This is a genomic window from Spirulina sp. CS-785/01 (assembly GCF_028330525.1).
Taxonomy (GTDB): domain Bacteria; phylum Cyanobacteriota; class Cyanobacteriia; order Cyanobacteriales; family Spirulinaceae; genus JAQMSD01.
The window spans coordinates 12,880-33,664 of sequence record NZ_JAQMSD010000248.1 but is presented as its reverse complement, the minus strand read 5'-3'; the positions used below and the strand labels follow the sequence as shown (position 1 = coordinate 33,664).

The window sequence follows — 20,785 nt, the reverse complement described above, 5'->3', positions numbered from 1 at the left end:
CAACAGGCGTTTTGTCATCTCTAAGGCTTGTTGGTAAAGGAGTTCTGCTTCTGTGTATCTTCCTTGAAAACTGTACAATTCTGCCAGATTGTTGAGGCTGGTGGCTACATCGGGATGCTCTTCTCCCAACAGGCGTTGTCTCATCTCTAAGGCTTGTTGGTAAAGGGGTTCTGCTTCTGTGTATCTTCCTTGGGAACGGTACAAAAATGCCAGATTGTTGAGGCTGCTGGCTACATGGGGATGCTCTTCTCCCAACAGGCGTTTTCTCATCTCTAAGGCTTGTTGGTAAAGGGGTTCTGCTTCTGTGTATCTTCCTTGAGAACTGTACAATCCTGCCAGATTGTTGAGGCTGGTGGCGACAGAGGGATGCTCTTCTCCTAACACTTGTTGCCGGATTTCTAAAGCTCTTTCTGCAAGGGGTATGGCTTCTTCGTACTTGCCTGCTTGATAGAGTTGTTCTACTTGTTGGTTCAGTCGTTCAGCTTCTGCGAGTTGCGGGTTTTGTTCGCTGGTTTGAGTCGAGTTATTTTGATTTCTTGCAGCTTGTAATCCTTGTTCGGCGATTTCCTCTAACTCAGATAAATTATTCTCTTGAGCAACCTCTAAAAGTGTTTGGAAAATGTTGATTGCTCTTTCAGTTTCTCCCAGTTCAATGAGAGTATATCCAAAATAGATTCCAGTTGCTATCGTTCCTTGACCATCAGAAATTGCTTCGTAAATGTTTGATGCTTGTTGAAATGATTGCAATGCGGCATAATAATTCTCCGCGTTATACTGTTGCAGTCCTTGCTCGTATAACCGATCTGCCTCGGCCTTCTGTTCTTCTGTGGTCTGTGCTTGTACCACTCCCACCCCAGACTCCGCAGGGAATAAAACAGGCATCCCTGACACCAACACCACTGCCGATAGACTCCCTAAAACCTTGAAGCACAAACCCATGATTTTTTTCCTCTCGTACTAGGATTTACCTTCTGTGTTAACTCATATCTCTGAGTTGGCCGCAGTTATGCAATAAAATTGTAAAAAATTGTTAGACACTTGGATTGAAACGGCTAACGCTCCCCTTGGGTTAAAACCCAAGGCTAAGAGCCAAAACCCGTTAAAAACGGGTTAAAGACTCCCAACCCTCTCTCCTTCTCCCTCTTTGTGTCCTCTGTGCCTCTGTGGTGCAATTTTTACCATCTATTTAAACAATTTTTCCTTGGGTTTCAACCCAAGGCTAAGAGCCAAAACCCGTTAAAACAGGTTCTGGCCTTATCGTAAACTCAGAATATTGGAATTGAAAATACTAGGGAAAGATTAGCCAATTTCCGTGCCTCCTTGTTGCCGTTGCACGTATTCTTTTAAAGTGCGTAACTTTTCTTGAGCATCGGCATTATTGGGGTTCAATTCTAACACCTTCTCAAAAGAGGCGATCGCGTCCTCGTATCGTTGTAAATTAGCTAACACTAACCCCCGATTATACCAACTGGCTTCTTTCCAAGTCGCCTCATTTTCCTCGCGGGCAATCACTTCATCATAAGCCGCGATCGCCTCTTCATACCGTTCTAATTTAAACAACATATTCCCCACCTTAAACCATGCCTTAGTTGAATCTGGGTTTATAGTAATCGCTTGTTGATAAGACATGAGAGCATCGGAGTAGCGGTCTAACTCCTCCAAAATAAAACCGCGATTGTACCATGCTGAAGTTAGCTCAGGTGCAAGTTGTAACGCCCGTTCGTAGGACTCTAGGGCTTCTTCATGCTGGTCTAACCGTCCCAACGTAATCCCTCGATGATACCAAACCTTAGCGTTGTCTGAATTAATGGCTAAAGCCTGATTATAAGCATCTAACGCCCCTTGAGGGTTGCGATTATCGTCCATAGCAATGGCCAACCACAACCAGTAATCCTCATCTTCCCCATCCAGTTCAATCGCCTGACGGAAGGCAGATGGCAGATGGCAGATGGCAGAAGATTAAAAAAACCTTGGATTAAAATCCAAGGCTAAAAGCCAAAACCCGTTAAAACGGGTTAAACCCTCACAATATTAGCCTGTTGAAAACAGGCTTACGCTCTGAACCTTGGGTTTTTAACCCAAGGTTCACCTCGATCTCCTCGGTGTCTGTATCGGGTTCTGGACTGGCCAAGCGATCGCCTAAACTAAGATTATCCTGAACCGTCCCATCGAGAGAAGTCACTGGCAGATTGCCCCCTCGTACATAAATGCGATATTGTCGCAGTTGACTGGCTAAAGTTTGTAGTGGTCTAAAACTGTTTACTGTTTACTGTTCCCTTTTTCACAAACAACAAATAACCAACAAAGCAAAAATCCCCCAAAAATGGGGGATAAAAACAAGCAGATGTTAAGATAGCTCATAGATAACAAGAACTTGCCATAAGCACTTTAATTGTAGTAGGCTGAAACTCAGCCCTTCTGAGAATAGGCTTATTAATTTAAGCTAATTCTTGTGCTGATTCAATAGCCCGATCGCGGTTCGGTAAAATCCAACATAAAATCGGGGATAATACCGCTAGGGATAGCGCGATCGCCAACACGGCCATTAATGCTTGGGTCGCTTCTCCACTCATAACCATCACCTCAAAACGAGTTAGACAACAAGCGGCTAACCAATGTAAGCCAGACTAATCTTTTCTTGCCCCTAGGGGAGCATTTCTCTTGGTTTCTAAATAAAAAGAGTATTTCTATCTTTAGTCTAACGTAGTTTTTCGGATGCTGTGTCTTTTGTAACAGAACATAAACCCCTTTTCCTCTTAATTTTGACCGAGTATTTATACTTAATCTCTCACCTTTTTTTCTCGGACCCAAGTTAAACTCACCCATTTTCCCGTCTTATCGTAACGACGAATTAAGCGTTGTCGTTCCGTTGGGTGAAGCAACCAACCGACCTCTAGCACAAAACCTTGACCGCCGCGAATCCATAGGGGACAATTAGAAGACGCTCCATTGGGTAACATTAAAACCCGAATAGGAATTGCTCCTTGATCAAAATAGAGACTGTTTTTTTCACTGCTTTTTTCACTGCTTTTTTCACTGCTTTTTTCACTGTTTTTTTCAATACGTGCGGTGGACTGTACCGTTTGTCCAGCAAAAGTTAACGTTTGCTGGAGGGAGTCCCCACTTCGACGAATCTTTAACTGGGTGGAAAACTGCTCAGACGGTCGTAGATCAGGATATCGCGTCTTGGCCTCCCCTTCCCAGTCTCCTAGTAACTGATCCACCGTCAACGGAGGCCGAGGAGTGGGAGAGGTGCCAGCTAACTGTTCTCGAATTAAGGTGATGCGATCGCAAGCACCCTCTCGATTATACAATTGCACCAACCGCAACCGAGCATCCCCCACCTTTAACCCCAACTCGGCCCCAAACTCACTCAACGGGCCCCACTGCATTGATCCCTGAGAAAAAGACCCATCCTCAAACAGCAAAACCCCACGAGACAGGGAACTATACTCAAACACCTTCTCCTCCCGAGGAGCATCCACAGGACACCGACGCACCACCTGATGCACCGTTTGACCATTATTTACCCCCCGCAACGTCACCACACTAGGGATGTCTTCCAGTTCCTCCCCTTGGGGAGAAAAGCGGGTAAAAGACCCCTGCCATTCTCCCAAATTCTGTAATAAATTCTCCCACTGTGTACTCATTAGCGAAACGAAAAGCGACGGATGGCAAAAAAGCTACTAATAGTCCCCACGGAAATCCCCAAAGAGAAAATAATAAACGCCAACAAATACAATTGTAAGGGATTTAACTGTAGCCCTTCGACAATAAACCGTAAAAAGTCCGTTTGGTTCACCAGCACCCTCGCAACCACCGTTCGCAAACTGGTCAGTAACGTCAAGGCCAGTCCTCCTCCCACAACGCCAAAAATCACCCCCTGCACAATAAACGGCAGAAAAATCCAAACTTTGGTGGCCCCCACCAACTGCATAATTTCCAGTTCATTCCGTCGGGACACCGCAATTAAATTTAACGTCGTCGTCACCACCGCAATGGCCGTAAAGGATAAAATCACCGTCAGAGACAAACTGACCCAATTTAACCCCCATTGCAGTTGTTTAAACCGTTCCCGTGCTTCATTCACATACACACAGCGGTCCACTCCTGGAATTGCCGATAATTCCTCCACCACCCTGGGTACAGTGTCCGCATCCTTCACCAACACCTTCAACTCATCCACCAAGGGATTCCCCTCTAGTTGTTGGGTTGCTTCCTCCATATCCGTCACCCCCAACTCCTGTAACAAGGACTCCCACGCTTGATCTTTGGAGATCATGCGGACTTGTTTCACTTCCGAGCGTCGTTCCACTTGAGACAGTAACGTTTCTCCCTGCACATCCGGTTCAAGATAGACCGAAATTTCCAATTGACTGCCAAAATGATTGAGCAGAGAATCAAGTTGCCAAGACGTTTGCACACAAATACCAAACAGGAATAATAAGACGGTAACGGTACTAATGGCGGCCCAATTCATCCACCCCCCCCGTCGCAGTCCTGAGAAGGTTTCCCGGAGCAGATACCCTAGTTTTGTCAAAGATTGCAGCATGAATACTCATGGGTTGTCGTAGGGATGATTTTACCGTGCTTTGTCGTTGTTTGTGCTGAAGTTCTAGCGGGGATACATGAGAGCAGAACTCACCCTGATCCGTAAAAGACGAATGACTGTTTACTGGTGAGGCCAAGGGGAGAAAATGAAGCGATCGCGGCCTTGCTCTTTAGCCATATAAAGGGCCTGATCTGCTGCATTCACCAACCCGTAAGAAGACAACGTTGAGGTAGGAATCACCGATGCACCCCCCAAACTTAACGTCACCCAAGCACTAATTTTGGACTCCCGATGGGGAATGGCCTCCTGGTGGAGTTGCTGACGAATGACTTCTGCAAGCAGAGAAATTCCCTCTGGAGGGGTATTGGGAAGGAGAATCACAAATTCTTCCCCCCCATACCGGGCCACCAGATCACCAGGCCGTTGGACCGTCTGACGCAAGGCCGTCGCAACCGCTTTCAGACAAGCATCCCCCGCAAGATGGCCGTAAGTATCGTTATAGAGCTTAAAATAGTCCACATCACAAAGAATGAGCGACAGGGGAGTTTGTTCACGCAGACACCGTTGCCATTCTTGGATGAGCATTTCTTGAAAATAGCGACGATTTTTGACTTGGGTGAGTGCGTCAATAGTGGCTAATTCCTGTAAAGTTTGATTCGCTTGTTCTAACGCTGCGGTGCGGGCTTTAACCTGTTGTTCTAACTGTTTATTATAATTCTTGAGAACTTGTTCGGCTTGTTTGCGGTTGGTAATATCTTGAAAGACAATAATTGCCCGAATAATATTCCCCTGACTATCCCGAATGGGAGTGCCCGTCACTTCAAAGAGAGTATTGTGATCACCATAACGAAACTCTAAATCATCCGCACTGAATTTTCTCCCTTGTAAGGCTTGAAAACTGGGCAACTCCTCTATGGGATAGAGCATTTCAGTCCCACTTTTATAAATTTGATAAATGGCAGCAAGATGTTCATTATCAACCCCCCGAATTACATGATGATTGAGTAATTTTTTGGCTTTTGGGTTCAAATAGGCAATGCTCCCATTGGGGTTATGAACCACCACCCCAACAGGTAAAGATTCTAAATATTGATTGAGCGTATATTGACTTTCTGATAAATCCTGAAACAACCTTTGTAGTTGCTCGGCCATGCGATTAAAAGAAGTCGCCAGTTGACCTAATTCATCCTCCCGTTGAATATCCACTTTTTGCTCCCAATGGCCTTGAGAAATCTTTTTTGCTGCTTGATTGAATTTAGAGATAGGAACTGTCACCCAACGGGCAGTTAAAATTCCAATTAAGACAGCAAAACTTAAAGCGAAAATAGATAAAATCATTGTATTTCGAGTATTTTTATGAATGACTTGCATAAAATCTTCTTCAGGAACTACTACTACAATTAGCCAATCCAGTCCATATTCATTTTTTAAATCAATTATTTTAAAAAAGTAAGGCTTATTTAAAAACGTTTTTTGTACTAATTTATTATTATCTTTATTCGTAAAATAATCCATTTTTTTGGTTAAATATTGAGTAACTTTTTGGGTTAGTTTATCTTGACTCTGTGTTGCTTTTAAGCGTTCTACTTGGTCGTCTATGTTTTGGGATATTAGACTTTCTTGGGTTGAAGTTGCGACTAAATAGCCCGTTTTTTCTATAACAAAGGCTTGTCCATTTTCTCCTATCTTTAATGATTGCAAAAATTGATTAATTTTAATTAAATTAATTTGAATACTCATCACACCTTGAGGATCATCTTCCTTTGGTAAAAATAACGGTTGAGAAAAATTCAAAGCGAGAATCTTCTCATTGCTCAATCTAGAAAAAATACTGATCCAAGTTGCTCGCTTCGCGTCCACCGCTTCTTGATACCAAGGCCGTTGTGTTGCATAAAAACTATCAAGACTCAACCCTAAAGGTTGGGAATTTTGATAAGTCTGAAAATCAGCATAAGTTTTCCATTGAAACTCCGTTTTTTCCCCAGCAACCGCTATTCCTGTTAGGGTGTTTCCCGCTTTATTTTTTGCTTGTCCTGCTGCCCGAAACTCATTATTTGCATTGGTAATCATAATAGCATCAATATAACTGTTTCTATAATGCTGATAGCGAATTATTAAATAAGGAAGCCAAGCATCCATATCTTGGAGATTAAACACTTGCGTCTCAATTAAATCTTGACCATTCTGAGTAATATTAACAGGAATTTCTAGGAAATAGTTAATATGTTCTTCAATGCGATCGCCCACTTCATTAATCAACGCATTAGCCAAAGTTTCCACAGCCTTTTCCCCATTCCGATAGGAGAGATACCCCACTACCCCCACCGTAACTGTAATTTCGAGGACAAAAGGCAGTATAAAAACCGCCTGTAAATTCAACTTTCGCCAAAACATATATTGTTGTTTGTTGTTTATTGTTTGTTGTTTGTGAAAAAGGGAACAGGGAATAGTAAACAGTAAACAGTAATGTTGTTTGTTCTGGGTTCTTTGTTCTCCCCCATCTCCCGACTCCCGACTCCCGACTCCCATCTTCCCTTTGTGTCCTTTGTGTCTTTGTGGTTTAACCGTCAACTATCAACTGTCAACTACCAACTATCAACTCCCCTTGGACCGCACGACGAACAACTTCCGTCACCTCCGTTGCCATGCGAGCATCTAATTCCACCGCTTCTTGATTGACATTTCTAGGACTTAACTTTCGGGCCCCCCGTAGGGCCAAAGCAAACGTGATCAAACGGGGAGGTTGATAGGACTGTTGCGGACGACAGTCCAGCAGATGGACTAAAGCGACATAAACCGCTTCCGTCCGATGGCGAATTCCCGTTACTCCATTTCCCAGTTTAGACAACACCACAATAGGATCGAGATGTTCCTCTAAATTTAGTTTAGCTAAAGCCAAATCCGTTAACCGGGCCGGGTCGTGGCCTAATGCACGGACCGCACTTTCTAAACTATGCCATTGCGCCCCAGGAATCCGCGCCGAAGGACTAAGATAGTAATGCCAGCCTAACAGCGAAATCATGCGGGTGAGGTCATAGGCCGAAAGCGTGTTACTCTCCCATTGGGGGGGTTGAGCGTCAGGATAGAGGAGGACTTGTCCTGTGGTGCGGTCAAATAACTCCGGAGACTCTATAAACGGGGGTTCACCGTAACGGCCTCGGAAAATAGACTGATCATTCCCCGTGAGAGACTGCAACCATCGTTCCAGAGTCGTCTGGGGTGCAAACCGTTTAAACATTGCACCCAGAGAATTAGAGGTAGCAATATTCCCTTTATAACTAATTAAATCCCTCGCCAAATCGTGAACCGCAAGGTTGCGATAGTCCCCAAACCCATCCCAACCGCGAATATTACAGCGATCTAAATCAAGATGATAGGCAGCGCTATTCCCTTGGGTGATTAAATAGAGTAAAGGGATAATTTTCGTCGCACTCCAAAACTCATCATTCTGTAACGCATTGCGGCCCAACCACTTCCCATAAAACGTCCCCTCGGTGAAACTCCCCACACAGAGACACGCTTCTTGGATATCCGGGTGTAAAAAGTCTAACCCCTGTTCGTCTATTGCGGGAACTTCCCCAACTCTAGGGTAAGGTTGAAACCCCGTTGTTACTGCCGGAAAGGCCACCAACTTTTTCCCATCCGGTTTCCGCATTAAATAACTGGGATAATTCTCAATCTCCCTTTTTCGGGGAGAGGTTTGCACCCCTTGATAAAATAACTTCGGTGTGTCCGCCGTTCCCCCACTGGCGGCGTTGAGGTATTCTGTATAGAGTTGTTCCCGCTTTACCGATAAATTGGGGGAGGGAACAGCAGGAGGGGTTAATAATTTTTCTGCAAAAGCGCGGTTGTACTGGTGATGCTGTTGACTCAACAAGGAAAAACGCTGACAAAACTCCCCTATCCCTTGTTCCGTCATCGGGCCATAGTCCCCATCAACCGCGTTTTTGGGATAAAGACCCAATTTTCCCAACTGGGTTTGTATTGCTGTGACTAACTCCTCATCGGTTTTCAGGGTGTCTAACTGAATGGTGATCTGGTGATGAATAATATCTGCGAGTTGCATAATTTTAGGGGGTTATCAAGAAGTTATCGGGATGGAATACTGTTAAGGGAGAACAGACTGGTTACTGTTTACTGATTACTGTTTACTGATTACTGTTTACTGTTTACTGCTATCAGGATGGCACAAAACACCCTTGTCAGCCAGTCAGAACCGCTATAGTGTAGATTGGCTTGAATTCACCGAATAGCGAGAGGAAAGAATGTGCGGAATTTGCGGTGTTGTGTACGCAGACCCAGAACGTCCTGTTCACGGGAAACTCATCGAAATGATGAGTGCGAGTTTGGTGCATCGGGGGCCCGACCAAGGGGGACAATATATTCAGGAGAATGTGGGGTTAGGGTCTCGTCGTCTGTCTATTATTGACCTTGATGGGGGTCAACAACCAATTCATAATGAAGACCAGACCATCTGGGTGGTGTTTAATGGAGAATTGTATAATTATCGGGAGTTGACCCGTTCGTTAACTCGTCGGGGTCATAAATTTTATACTGAGACGGATACCGAGGTGTTGGTTCATGCTTATGAGGAGTTTGGGGGGGAGTTTCTGGAGTATCTCAACGGGATGTTTGCTTTTGCGTTGTGGGATAGTCGTCATCAGAGGTTAATTTTAGGGCGCGATCGCATGGGAATCAAACCCCTTTACTATACCCTCCACGACAACGCTTTAATTTTCGGGTCAGAATTAAAAACCCTCCTCACCTATCCCCAACTCCCCCGCAACATCGACCTCACTGCATTAAACGAATATCTCAGCTTTGAATACATCCCCACCCCTCGCACTATCCTACAAAACGTCTTTAAACTCCCCCCTGGTCATGGGTTACGTTACCAACAGGGCCAGTTAAAAACCTGGCAATATTGGGATATTAACCTGGCCCGCAGTGAAAATATCACCCCTAAACCTGTCCAAGACTACGAACAAGAATTAATAAAAGTCCTTACTGAAGCAGTCCAGAAAGAAATGGTCAGTGATGTCCCGGTGGGGGTTTTACTCAGTGGGGGACTCGACTCTAGTACCATCGCCGCTATTATGGCAAAAATTGCCCCCAACCCCGTCAAAAGTTTCTCTATCCGTTTCGATGACCCTTCCTTTGATGAGTCCAATTATGCCAGACAAGTGGCCGACCACCTGAAAACGGAACATTATGAACTAACCCTCACCCCTAAACTTACCCTAGATTTAGTCCCCCAACTGGCCAAAGTCCTCGATGAACCCTTGGGAGACTCGTCTATTCTCCCCACCTTCCTCCTCTCCCAATTCACCCGTCATCACGTCAAAGTTGCATTAGGAGGAGATGGAGGGGATGAACTCTTTGGGGGGTATTCTACCCTACAAGCCCACCGTTTAGTGGAATATTACGAGGGATTGTTACCCAGTGTAGTCCGACATCGGATGATTCCTTGGATTGTGGATCGTCTTCCGGTTTCCTTTGATGATATCAGTTTTGATTTTAAATTGCGTCGCTTTATTGCAGGTCGAGGTATTCCTATCATTATGCGACATCATCAATGGTTGGGGTCTTATACTGTCCCCCAAAAACGCCAATTGTTGCAACCTTGGACGCAGTTACAGGAAAAAGACACTTATCAAGTTGCGTTTGAACATCAGCAAAGTTCCCAAGCGCAAGATGCTTTAAATCAGTTATTGTATTGTGATTTGAAGTTATATTTAGAGGGGGATATTTTACCGAAAGTGGATCGGGCCAGTATGGCGAATTCTTTAGAAGTGCGAGTCCCTTTTTTGAATCATACTTTGGTGGAATATGTCGCTCAAATGCCCCACAGTTTAAAGTTAAGAGGGTTTACGACTAAATATATCCTCCGTCGCACGATGCAAGATTATCTCCCTACTCCGATATTAAACCGTAAAAAGAAGGGGTTTAATATGCCTGTTGCGAAATGGTTAACGAAGGAGTTAAGGCCGTTGGTTGAGGAGATGTTGTCACCGAGTCGTTTACAGCGAGAGGGCTTTTTTAATGCGGATTATGTCCAACAATTATTACAAGAACATATGAGTGGGAAGGCGGATCATCGGAAGTTGATTTGGACGTTGTTGGTTTTTGAGTTATGGTATGAATATTGGGGGTAAATCAATCTAAAGAGCTTACTACGAACTTAATTGGGGTTGATGGGGTTTTATATGGCATTGTACGCTCTAAAGAGCTTACTACGGACTTAATTGAGATCGAGGTGTTGAATAATGGGGGTTTGCTCATAGGCGAGGGTGAGGTGATGGGTGGTTAATCGGTTCATGGTTAACACGGGAAAGAAGGGGTTTAGTTGTCTCGTTGGGCTGCGATCGCAAGGTTTACTCCATCAATTTGTCGTACAATATCCATGACTTCCACGACTTGACCATGATTCACTGCTTCATCGGCTTTAATAATCACCAGAGAGGGATTACTCGGTGTCACCATGTCTTGTAGAGTAGGGGTGAGGGTATCGAGGGTGATGGGGTCTTTGTTCAGCGCGATCGCGCCATCCGCTTCAATAGTCAGCGTAATCTCCGTACTGGGCTGATTTTGTGCCGTTTGGGCCGATGGTAAATTCACCGGAAGTCCCTGAGATTTCGTTAATTGTAAGGAGGAAATAATAAAAAAGGCCAAAATCGAAAAAATGACATCAATCATTGGCACAATATTAATTGTAGCCGGCCTCTCTTGTTCATCTTGAATGTGCATAACGCTCCTGTTTTCTTTCGTATTGACGACGATAGAGTAACTCTAATTGTCCCCCAGATTCTTGAACAAGGGCTAATTGCCGCTTTGATTTTACCTTGTTTGATTTTACCTTGAGTGGGACTTGTTTATAAACTTTTGTAACAAGTTGCATAATTTTGCCTGTCTTTTTGTGAGTAAGAGTTAGGGGAGTTGGGGGAGATGGGGGAGATGGGGGAGAATAAAGATTGATTAATTATCCATTATCCAACCGATTACCGATTACCGATTACCGATTACCGATTACCAATTATCACTAGACTATGGGTTTAACGCCAGAACAAGAACAAGCTGCATTTTGTCCGCGTAGTGTGGTGGTGACAGCAGGTGCGGGGACGGGGAAAACCCATATGTTGGCGGAGCGTTATTTGTATTATCTGCGACAGGGGGTTTCTCCGTTGGAACTGGTGGCGGTGACGTTTACGGAGAAGGCGGCTTTGGAGTTGCGATCGCGCATTCGTTCTCTCATTACCCAAGCCTTCCCCCAGCGTAGGGATATTTTAGCAGAGTTAGAGGCCGCCCAGATTAGCACCCTCCACGCTTTAGCCAGTCGCATCTGTCACGAACACCCCCAAGCCGCAGGCATTCCCGCCGATTTTAGCATTTTAGAGAACCGGGAGGGACAGTTATGGCTGGCTGATTGTCGTCAACAGGTGATCAGTCAATTACCGTTCAATTTTTTTGAGGTGATTCCCTATTCTCAACTGTCCTCGGTTTTAGATAGGTTGCTCGATGATCCCTATACGAGTCATTCGGCGTTAAAACAGCGTAGGAATTGGGAGGAAATTCTACAAGAATTAAAGGAGAGTGAGTTACAACAATTACAAGCTAGTTCCCAATGGCAGGAAGCTAAAGCGATTCTCTCTCAATCTCAAGGGAAAGCGGGAGATAAATTAGAGAACTTGCGTCAAGAAGTCTTAGATGCTATTATTAGTTTAGAATCCAAAGGGGAGTATGTGCTGCCCTTAAAAGTGCTTGATGGAATTGATACTAGAAAGGGCAGTAAAAAGGCTTGGGACCCAACAACATTCACTCTCGTTAAAGAGACATTAAAACAGTTACGCGAGAGAGTCCGTAAGTCTCTCCCTCTCTTAACCCTAGAATTGGGAGAAGTCGATGAGCAATTAGAAACCATGCTCTCGGCCTTACAAGAAGCCTATCAAGAGGTTTATACTGCCTTACAGGAGAAGAAACAAGCGGCCAGAGTCCTCACCTTTGCCGATACCGAAATTTATGCGTTACAGGCATTAAATTCCTCCTCTGTGAGAGACTATTATCAGCAGCGTTGGGGAGTCTTTTTAGTGGATGAATTTCAAGACACCAACCCCACCCAAGCGGCATTTTTAGAGCAACTGACGCACAATGCCGAATTAACCCTTGTGGGAGATAAAAAACAGTCCATTTATGGGTTTCGACGGGCCGATGTACGGGTGTTTGATCAATTCCGTGACACAATTTTACAAGGGGGAGGGGAGGAGGTTCAATTAACCCAAAGTTTCCGGACTCAAGCGTCCCTTTTAACTCAGATTAACCAAATTTTCGCCCCCCTTTTACAGGAGATACATCAAGACTTAACTGCAACTCGTCCCCCCTTTTCTCCCGCATTTCCCCCCCTGCAAGTCTTTACCGTTGAGTCAGAGAATAAAGCAGAAGTGGGGGATAAAAACCAACGTCGTCAGGTAGAAGCAACCCATATTGCCAACCAGTTAGCAGAAATATTAGCAGCAGAGACACTTATTTGGGATAAAACAACGGGGAAACAACGACCGATACAACCCCAAGATATGGCTATTTTAACCCGGACTTGGCAACCCTTAGAAGACATTGAAACCGCTATTGCTGCTAAAACTATTCCGGTGGTTTTAGCAGGAGGGGGAAACCTTTTTAACACCAGAGAAGCAAAAGATGTTTGGGCCCTGTTGCGCTTTTTAGCAGACCCCCAGGATAATATTGCTTTAGTGGCCTTGTTACGGAGTCCGTTTTTTGCGGTGAGTGACCGACTGTTGGTCCAGTTGAAGGAACAACACAGCAAACAAGACAGCAAACAAGATAGCAAACAAGAGACATGGTGGGAGACTCTGCAAACTTCCGGTGAGTCTCTAGGGTTGCAACATCCGGTGACAGTTTTAAACTACCTACTGGGGAGACGGTATGAGGAGACACCCTCACGGTTATTGCAAGACTGCGATCGCAAAACCGGCTATACTGGTATTATCGCCAACCTCCCCAAAGCAAAACGACGACTGGCCGACTGGCAAGGAATGCGCCAACTTGTGCAAGAATTAGAACAGGGAACAGAAGACTTATTTGGAGTAGTTCGTCGTCTCAAACAGTTAATAGAGAGTGACTCCGATATCCCTAACTCCGACCTCCCACGGCCTCCCCTCGAAGCAGAAAACGCAGTCTCTCTGATGACCATTCACAAGGCCAAGGGACTAGAATGGCCATTAGTCGTCGTTGCAGACTTAACCCATCAAAAAAATAATAAACTCCCCTCCGTGTACTTCGACTCCGACTATGGAGTGGCCTTACAATGTCCCAATGACCAAGGAGAGACAGAAAAACCCGTCCTCTATCACTACTTAAAACACCGTCACGACATCCAAACCCTTGCAGAAGACTTCCGGGTGTTATATGTGGCCATGACCCGTGCTAAAGATTATCTCATACTCACTGCACCCGATAAAACCGGAGGAGATATCACCCGGTTATCTCCAGGGTTAGAGGCCGCAAATATTCCCGTCACTGTCATTCCCTATCTCTCCCTCTCCCCTCACCCCTACCTCTCTCCCCCCACTCCTCCCGACATTCCCCTTGATACGTTACTGACTCCCGTGGGTTCAGGTATTTTTGAACTCCCCGTCACTGCGTTATCAGTGTATCATTTCTGTCCGAAACGGTTTCAGTTTCAGTTTATCAACGGACATCCGGGGTTAGGGGAAGGACTCCCCAAAGCAATGCAGGTTGGGAGTTTAACCCATGTTGCGTTAGAGAGGAATATTACCACGGTGAGTCAGTTGTCTTCCTTTTTGGAGGGGGAAGGGAGTGACCGTTGGGTGGAGGAAGCGTTACAGTTAGCACAACGATTCCGCAGTCTAGACCAGTATAAAGGGTTTCGGGACAGTTGGAGGGGTCAGGAGGAGGAGGTGACGGTTACGCTGTCTCCTATTCAGTTTAATGGTCGGGTGGACTTATGGGGAGAGGGTTGGGTGTTGGACTATAAGACGGATGAAGTGATGACTCCCCAGCAACATCGGTTTCAGTTGTGGATGTATGCAAAAGCGTTAGGGGTGAAGGATGCGTATATTGCTTATCTTCGTTATGATCAAGTTTATCTGTTTTCGCGGTTGGAGGAGATGACTGGGGAGGTGGAGCAGATGGTTGATAAGATAATGCGGGAGGTGTATGTTGCGACTCCTTCCCGTGACAGTTGTTCGGTTTGTCCTTATACTGGGATTTGTGAGGATGCTTTTATAATGGATAATTAATGCTTGATCATGGATAATTGATACTTGATAATTAATGCTTGATCATGGATAATTGATAAAGGAAAATACTTTGAAACTGTTTTTTAAAGTGAGCAAAAAACACTCTATTCCCTATTCCCTAGACCCTATTCCCTATTCCCTAGACCCTAAATACTATACTCTAAAGAAAAATAAAGTCCATCTTCTTGTAACGTTTCTGTATTAGAATCAACAGAAACCAATGGGACTCCCCAATCGACTCGTGCGGAGAAACGAGGCCCTACTCTCAAATGTAGTCCTACTCCTACGGAGGAGAGACGGGTGGGGGATTCTAATTCAATGTCTCCTGTATTCCAGACTTGGCCGATATCTACAAAGGGGGCAACTTGTACTAGGGTATCCCATTCGGGAATGCGTAGTACGGGGAGACGTAACTCGGCTGAGGCAAACATCCCATTATCGGCACTGCGGAAGTCTTGTCGATATCCGCGCACGGTTGCAAGGCCCCCTATGGCAAATTGTTCAAAAGCGAGTAAACTGCGATCGGCGAGTTGAAAATCAGAGCGTAATAATAGAATAGTGTCGGGGGCGAGTAATCGCAAGTATTGGGCTTGTAATCGCCAGGATAGAAATTGACTATCGGGGATGTTTCCTTCATTCACGGTGGCCCCTAATGTATCTAAACCGAGGCTAAATTGCGATCGCAGGGCCAAGACATCATTATCGGTGCGATGGCTGTATTCTTGAATAAAGCGCAACGCTGCAACCGTGGTTTTTCCCTCATTATCTGCCCCTAAATTAAAGGGAAAGGGGCCAATATCATCCAACCCTAGAAAACTCTGACTCTGTTGCCAAGAAGCCGTTAAACTTAGGGCTAAATCATCTTGTACTGTTTGATAGAGGGGTTGGCGATAGGTGAGTTGATAGGTGGTGGAGTCTGAGTAAATATCTAGAATCGTGAAGGGGTCTTCAATAATATTATTCCGTCCTCGACTGTGGGTAAAGCGGAGCGTGCCGTTGCGGGCATTGAGGGGGATAGTATAGCTTAACCCATCGAGGGTGTTGCTGCCGTCGGTGTTGATATAGCCCACAGAAAAGCGATCGCCGTACCCCAAAAAGTTATTATGGGTAAACCGGGACAGCCGACGCATTGTTCCAACACTGGGCGATCGCTGATTATCTACGGTAAAATCAAAACGAGTCGCATCCGCTTCTGTAGCCTCCACCTCCAGAATACTTTGCCCCGGACGAGTCCCCGCAGATAAATCCACCGACAGAGTTTCTACGAGGGGATCGAGTTGTAGCAATTGTAAACCATTTAAAAGACGCTCCCGATTTAACGGCGGACGACTGGCCCGGGCCAGACGACTGCGAATATAGCCCGAATTAAGCCGATTTAACCCTTCAATATTAATCGCCTCCACCTCCCCTTCCACCGCTTGTATCGTCACCACACCCCCCTGCATCGACTGTTCAGGAATAAACGCCCCAGAGGTAATATATCCCCGTTCCTGATACGCTTCTGTTAGAGTTTCCGCCACTTGCAGCAACTCCGCAAAAGAGAGAGGCCGGTTTGTATAGGGTTCAAGCAATTCCGTCAACACCTCCCCACTAAACACCGTATTCCCCACCACCTGAAACTGCTGCACCACAATCTCCCCCGGAATATCCTCTGGTGCAGGGATAGAGGGGTCTGTGGTCTCCGGGAGGAGGTCTTCGAGGGGGGGTAACGGTTCAACAGGAGGGAGGGGGTCGGTATTGGGTTGGATAATATCAGGCCCGTCGGGAGTCGGTCGTTCAAGTTGGGCCCAACTGGGAGCGGCCAGTAAGACGGTTAGGAGAGGTAAGAGGGAGAGAGCAAAGTAGTTCATAGTTGAAATAACCGTGACAAGTTCATAGTAAGCCCTTTAGGGCTAACAGTAAGCATCAGGACTGAGTTGAAATAACCGTGACAAGTTCATAGTAAGCCCTTTAGGGCTAACAGTAAGCATCAGGACTCAGACACCGCCCGACAGTCAGGATGCCGCCAAAACTCAGAGGAGGCGGTGGGAGTTACCGCTTCGGTGGTTAAATGTACTGTGCCATCGGCAGTCATAAACCAACCTTGGGCCGGACGTATGGTTGCATTATCTGGCTTTGCCTGAGTCTTCGTCTCTGGTTCCACCACCGCAGGGGGTGGGGTTTCTCCGGTTTGGTTGGCCCAAGTGGGGACATAGGGGGTGGGAGTCAGGGGGTCATTGGGACTCGGTGGCATTCCTCCCCGTCCACTTACCGTAAAGGAACTCCCCCCAGCAATACGTCCATCTTGCAGCGCACAGGTAGATTCATTAATAGGGTGTTCGAGAAAATTAGTCGGTAAGGGAATAGGCTCATTGTAGCGATCCTTAATATCAACAATACCATCAACCCCAAAAGCTGAACTAGCTGTAAAATCACTTTCTGGAGTACGGACTTCTTCAAACATCCGAAATCCAAAAATTCCAGATGCTTGACCTATAATTTGTCCACCAGTTCCTTCAAAGGCATTAGCCACAATATCACTATTTTCAGAGGGGATAGCAAGAATAAATTTACCCACATCAAACGTAATATTTCCACCATTTCCTGTTCCTCTTGCTTCTGTAGCAATTTCACTATTGAATCGCATAATAATGGAGTCTCTTACTTTTAAATTAATATTTGCATTTTCACCAGAATTAGTAATCGCTTGTATTTTTCCTTCATTTAAAAAAATAGAATTAGCGAATATTTGTATATTTCCAGGATTTCCTGACTGCAAACCATTTACAGAAAGTAAACCATTATTTCTAAGAGATAACTGATTTGTGGAGACCTTTACATTCCCAGCATGACCACTACTATTACTATTAGCACTGATCAACCCATGACTCAAAATATTGACCGATTCAAGTGCTTCAATATTAACTGTACCTGCATTGCCTGTTCCAAAGGTATTAACACTTATTCCTGCTCCTTCAAAAATAAATAAATTATTAGTTTTTATATTAATTATTCCACCATTTCCTATTGCACCAGTACCCACTTGGCTTACAATACCCGATGGAAAAGAGTTCAGAATTACACTATTAGCATTAACTTTAATTTGACCTGCATTTCCTTCTCCAAAGGTACTGGTTGTCACAAATGCTCCATTTTCTAATAAGAGGTTTTGAACTTCAAATGCTATTGCTCCTCCTGTACCTGTTGCATTTTGTTCAACTTGACTTAAAATACCAGTATTGAAGCCACTCAACGTTACATTTTTGGCTAAGAACTGAACTAATCCTGCGTTTCCACTTCCTCGAACATTAGTATTAATTTGAGAACCATCACGCATTAAAACAATATTAGAATCAATCCAAACTTGACCAGAATTACCTAGTCCATATTGTTCAACTTGACTAAATATTGCTGAACCACGAGATAATATTAATCGATCAGATTCTATTGAAATAGAACCAGCTTGACCTAAACCTAATACGTTAGTATTGATTTGTCCTTTGTTGTCTAAGAGTATAGATTCTGCTGTAATTTGAATTCCACCACTATCACCTTGACCATTTAAACCTACTTGACTTAGTATACTTGTCTTTTCTCCACTTAACTCAATGACATTAGCGTCAACTAAAATTAAACCAGAATTTCCATTACCAAAAGTGCTTGATGATATAATTGCTCCTTCTTTGATTCCTAGACTATTAGATTGTATTTCGATTAAACCACCTGCTCCCATTGCTTGATTCGCAACTTGACTAACGATAGCCGTTTGTTCTCCCAATAACTGTATTGATTGAGCATCAACGATAATAGAACCTGCGTTTCCTAAACCATTAGTATCAGCATTAATTTGTGAAGAATTAGACATTAAAAAATGATTGGCTCTAATTCTTATATCACCACTATTACCCTCAGCTTTATTTTCAACTTGACTAAATATACCAGTTCTATTATCTCGCATACTGAAAAGATCAGTATCAATTAAAATATTTCCTGTATTTCCCGATCCTCTAACATTTGTATTAATATTTGCCCCTCTACTCAGAGAAAAGTTTTGAGCTTTTACTTCAATTCTTCCACTATTACCAGTTCCATTGATTTCAACTTGATTAAAAATACCACTTCTATCTCCGTCTAAAAATAAGTCATTAGTTTGAATAGTAATATCTCCTGAATCACCTAATCCTTGAACATTTGCATTGATTTGTGTGCCATTATTGAATTTCATTATTTCAGAATTAATATTAATTCCATTACTACCACCTGTTGCTGAAAGTCCGACTTGATTTAAAATGGTCGTGTCTTGCTTGAATAAAAGCGAATCTACAGCATTTATTGAAATCAAACCAGCATTCCCTGCTCCATTAGTATTAGCAATAATTTTCGCATTTCTGTTTAATTGAATATTTTGTGCTGATAGTGTTAAATTCCCTCCTTCTCCATTACCAAAAGTACTATTATCTAAGATAGTATTTTCTCCCAATACTATATCTTGATGAGCTAGTAATAAAATATCACCAGTCTTGCCTAAAGAAGATGTTGTATTGATGCCAGCATCATTTGTTAAATTAATTGAATCACGAGAGTCAATAATTACTGAACCACTTTTGCCTGTGTTGCTCGTACTAATCGAGCCAATAGAAATATTACCATTATTTGAATTAGGTCTATAATTATTAGAAATGAAAATTAAGCTATTGGGAAGATTAATATTGATATTTTGCGTTTGGATATTGCCTGTATTTCCACTGATTGAAAGATTAGGAGAAGAGGTAGTAAATCCAGTGGCTGTTGTGGGAATTATTCCAAAACCACCAAAATTTGTTGTACCAGCCCTAATATCAAGAGTAGGTTGACTTTTACCATTAATGTTCACTGTTGAACCATTGGATAGGTTAATTGTCTCTGTTAATCCATTAATGTTGTCTGCTCCGGTAATTGTAATATCTCCAGTCACTCTTACGCTGCCTCCAGCTAAAATATGTAGGGACGTTCCTGTGTAATTAGCAAAACTTACATCTCCACTGGCACGGATTACAGGATCATTCGGACTCTGTAAATCACCTAAAGTAGTATTAATTTGCTCAATGCGAAAACTCCCTCCTGAGTAATAGTGAGCATCCCCTCCTACGGCATTCCCACTCCGCAACACCATATCCCCACCCGAAGCCAGTCCACTGTCAGGATGACTCAAGGCAAAAATATCAACGCTTTCATTCCCCTGCACCAACAACTCCCCACCCGCAGCCGCAATGAAGGGACGCTCTACACTATCCCGAATTTTCACCGTATCCAACGCTCGCAGGGTTAAATCTCCTTCAGCTTGTAACTCTCCCTGTAAGTCCAACTGGCCCGCATCCAAGACAAAATCTCCCCCAACCGTCAACACCCCCCGATTATTAATTTTTCGCTGATGGGCCGCTAAGGCATTGGAAAATAACGCTCCGGGTTCAACGGCAAGTAACTGTGAGCCGTCAACATCCACCGCGCTAAAATAGCCTGTATCTCCTAATTCCACCCCATCGGCAGTGGTGGCGACAAATGACCCGCGAATGTCTAAACTGGCATCTGGGCCAAAATAAATGCCGTTGGGATTGATTAACCAAAGATTCGCTTCTCCTGAAACGCCTAACTGCCCTAAAATATCTGAGGGATTGCCCCCTGTTACCCGTGTGAGAATATTATGAATTGCATTGGGATTGGCAAAATAAACGCTGCGATTTTCTCCGACGTTGAATTCTTGGAAACTGTGGAAAAGATTTGCTCCCCGTGTTGCTCCCCCTTCGATGCGCTGACGAAACTCCTCAACGGGGATAACGACGGAACTTTCATCCCCCAAGGTTGCATCCGGCACTAACTGAGCTTGGACAGGCAGCACAGGCAATCCGAGTAAACCCATAAAAACTAGGGCGAGAGAAAAACGACCTGACATAATTCACCTGTAAATATATTTATTTCTAACTTATGATGTTTTCTATTTTGCATA

Annotated in this window: 13 protein-coding genes and 1 pseudogene; 2 read left to right on the top strand and 12 right to left on the bottom strand. The window is 44.3% G+C overall.

The window, feature by feature from the left end:
- The 8 genes from PN462_RS23595 to PN462_RS16200 form a co-directional block, all read right to left on the bottom strand.
- Positions 1–564 (bottom strand): tetratricopeptide repeat protein (locus tag PN462_RS23595; RefSeq protein ID WP_443029194.1); only part of this gene is annotated, 564 nt, incomplete at its 3' end.
- A gap of 735 nt (positions 565–1,299) precedes the next feature.
- Positions 1,300–1,941 carry a tetratricopeptide repeat protein gene (locus tag PN462_RS16230; protein WP_272129862.1) on the bottom strand — a complete coding sequence of 214 codons (642 nt, stop codon included), beginning with the start codon at positions 1,939–1,941 and terminating at the stop codon, positions 1,300–1,302.
- 82 nt (positions 1,942–2,023) lie between these two features.
- Complete coding sequence (locus tag PN462_RS16225) at positions 2,024–2,182, bottom strand: hypothetical protein (RefSeq protein ID WP_272129860.1); 159 nt, start codon at positions 2,180–2,182, stop codon at positions 2,024–2,026.
- Positions 2,183–2,438: 256 nt separating this feature from the next.
- Positions 2,439–2,573 carry a hypothetical protein gene (locus tag PN462_RS16220; RefSeq protein WP_272129859.1) on the bottom strand — a complete coding sequence of 45 codons (135 nt, stop codon included), beginning with the start codon at positions 2,571–2,573 and terminating at the stop codon, positions 2,439–2,441.
- Between the two features lie 207 nt (positions 2,574–2,780).
- Positions 2,781–3,650, bottom strand: a complete 870-nt coding sequence (locus PN462_RS16215; RefSeq protein ID WP_272129858.1) for a DUF3598 family protein — start codon at positions 3,648–3,650, stop codon at positions 2,781–2,783.
- Positions 3,650–4,552, bottom strand: coding sequence for a cell division protein FtsX (locus tag PN462_RS16210; RefSeq protein ID WP_272129857.1), 903 nt, complete (start codon positions 4,550–4,552; stop codon positions 3,650–3,652). Before PN462_RS16210 ends, PN462_RS16215 begins: the two co-directional genes overlap by 1 nt.
- A 120-nt stretch (positions 4,553–4,672) precedes the next feature.
- On the bottom strand, positions 4,673–6,946 hold the full coding sequence (locus PN462_RS16205; protein ID WP_272129856.1) for a diguanylate cyclase domain-containing protein: 2,274 nt from the start codon (positions 6,944–6,946) through the stop codon (positions 4,673–4,675).
- 187 nt (positions 6,947–7,133) lie between these two features.
- Positions 7,134–8,618: a peptidoglycan-binding domain-containing protein gene (locus PN462_RS16200; RefSeq protein ID WP_272129855.1), complete on the bottom strand. Its 1,485-nt coding sequence runs from the start codon at positions 8,616–8,618 to the stop codon at positions 7,134–7,136.
- Positions 8,619–8,817: 199 nt separating this feature from the next.
- Between PN462_RS16200 and asnB the strand changes: the two genes are divergently transcribed.
- Positions 8,818–10,707: an asparagine synthase (glutamine-hydrolyzing) gene (gene asnB, locus PN462_RS16195; protein WP_272129854.1), complete on the top strand. Its 1,890-nt coding sequence runs from the start codon at positions 8,818–8,820 to the stop codon at positions 10,705–10,707.
- A 187-nt stretch (positions 10,708–10,894) separates the two neighbouring features.
- Here asnB and PN462_RS16190 read toward each other — a convergent pair whose 3' ends face one another.
- Together PN462_RS16190 and PN462_RS23590 are read right to left on the bottom strand one after the other, a co-directional pair.
- Positions 10,895–11,299: an ExbD/TolR family protein gene (locus PN462_RS16190; RefSeq protein WP_272129853.1), complete on the bottom strand. Its 405-nt coding sequence runs from the start codon at positions 11,297–11,299 to the stop codon at positions 10,895–10,897.
- Positions 11,283–11,381, bottom strand: a pseudogene (locus PN462_RS23590) (MotA/TolQ/ExbB proton channel family protein); the annotation flags it as partial. The pseudogene PN462_RS23590 and the gene PN462_RS16190, both read right to left, overlap by 17 nt.
- Positions 11,382–11,598: 217 nt before the next feature.
- Between PN462_RS23590 and PN462_RS16185 the strand changes: the two are divergent.
- The gene (locus tag PN462_RS16185) at positions 11,599–14,823 is read left to right on the top strand and encodes a UvrD-helicase domain-containing protein (RefSeq protein WP_272129852.1); all 3,225 of its coding nucleotides are present in this window, start codon (positions 11,599–11,601) and stop codon (positions 14,821–14,823) included.
- A gap of 146 nt (positions 14,824–14,969) precedes the next feature.
- On the opposite strand, the gene PN462_RS16180 is transcribed toward PN462_RS16185, so the two are convergent.
- Complete coding sequence (locus tag PN462_RS16180; protein WP_272129851.1) at positions 14,970–16,673, bottom strand: ShlB/FhaC/HecB family hemolysin secretion/activation protein; 1,704 nt, start codon at positions 16,671–16,673, stop codon at positions 14,970–14,972.
- A gap of 119 nt (positions 16,674–16,792) precedes the next feature.
- Positions 16,793–20,731, bottom strand: coding sequence for a two-partner secretion domain-containing protein (locus tag PN462_RS16175; protein WP_272129850.1), 3,939 nt, complete (start codon positions 20,729–20,731; stop codon positions 16,793–16,795).
- Between the last annotated feature and the right edge of the window lie 54 nt (positions 20,732–20,785).

What these genes read in the sequence shown, in the direction of transcription:
- PN462_RS16190 (WP_272129853.1), bottom strand. Translation starts at nt 11,299, where the DNA reads ATGCACATTCAAGATGAACAAGAGAGGCCGGCTACAATTAATATTGTG.
- PN462_RS16210 (WP_272129857.1), bottom strand. Translation starts at nt 4,552, where the DNA reads ATGCTGCAATCTTTGACAAAACTAGGGTATCTGCTCCGGGAAACCTTC.
- asnB (WP_272129854.1), top strand. Translation starts at nt 8,818, where the DNA reads ATGTGCGGAATTTGCGGTGTTGTGTACGCAGACCCAGAACGTCCTGTT.
- PN462_RS16180 (WP_272129851.1), bottom strand. Translation starts at nt 16,673, where the DNA reads ATGAACTACTTTGCTCTCTCCCTCTTACCTCTCCTAACCGTCTTACTG.
- PN462_RS16185 (WP_272129852.1), top strand. Translation starts at nt 11,599, where the DNA reads ATGGGTTTAACGCCAGAACAAGAACAAGCTGCATTTTGTCCGCGTAGT.
- PN462_RS16220 (WP_272129859.1), bottom strand. Translation starts at nt 2,573, where the DNA reads ATGAGTGGAGAAGCGACCCAAGCATTAATGGCCGTGTTGGCGATCGCG.
- PN462_RS16175 (WP_272129850.1), bottom strand. Translation starts at nt 20,731, where the DNA reads ATGTCAGGTCGTTTTTCTCTCGCCCTAGTTTTTATGGGTTTACTCGGA.
- PN462_RS16205 (WP_272129856.1), bottom strand. Translation starts at nt 6,946, where the DNA reads ATGTTTTGGCGAAAGTTGAATTTACAGGCGGTTTTTATACTGCCTTTT.
- PN462_RS16215 (WP_272129858.1), bottom strand. Translation starts at nt 3,650, where the DNA reads ATGAGTACACAGTGGGAGAATTTATTACAGAATTTGGGAGAATGGCAG.
- PN462_RS16200 (WP_272129855.1), bottom strand. Translation starts at nt 8,618, where the DNA reads ATGCAACTCGCAGATATTATTCATCACCAGATCACCATTCAGTTAGAC.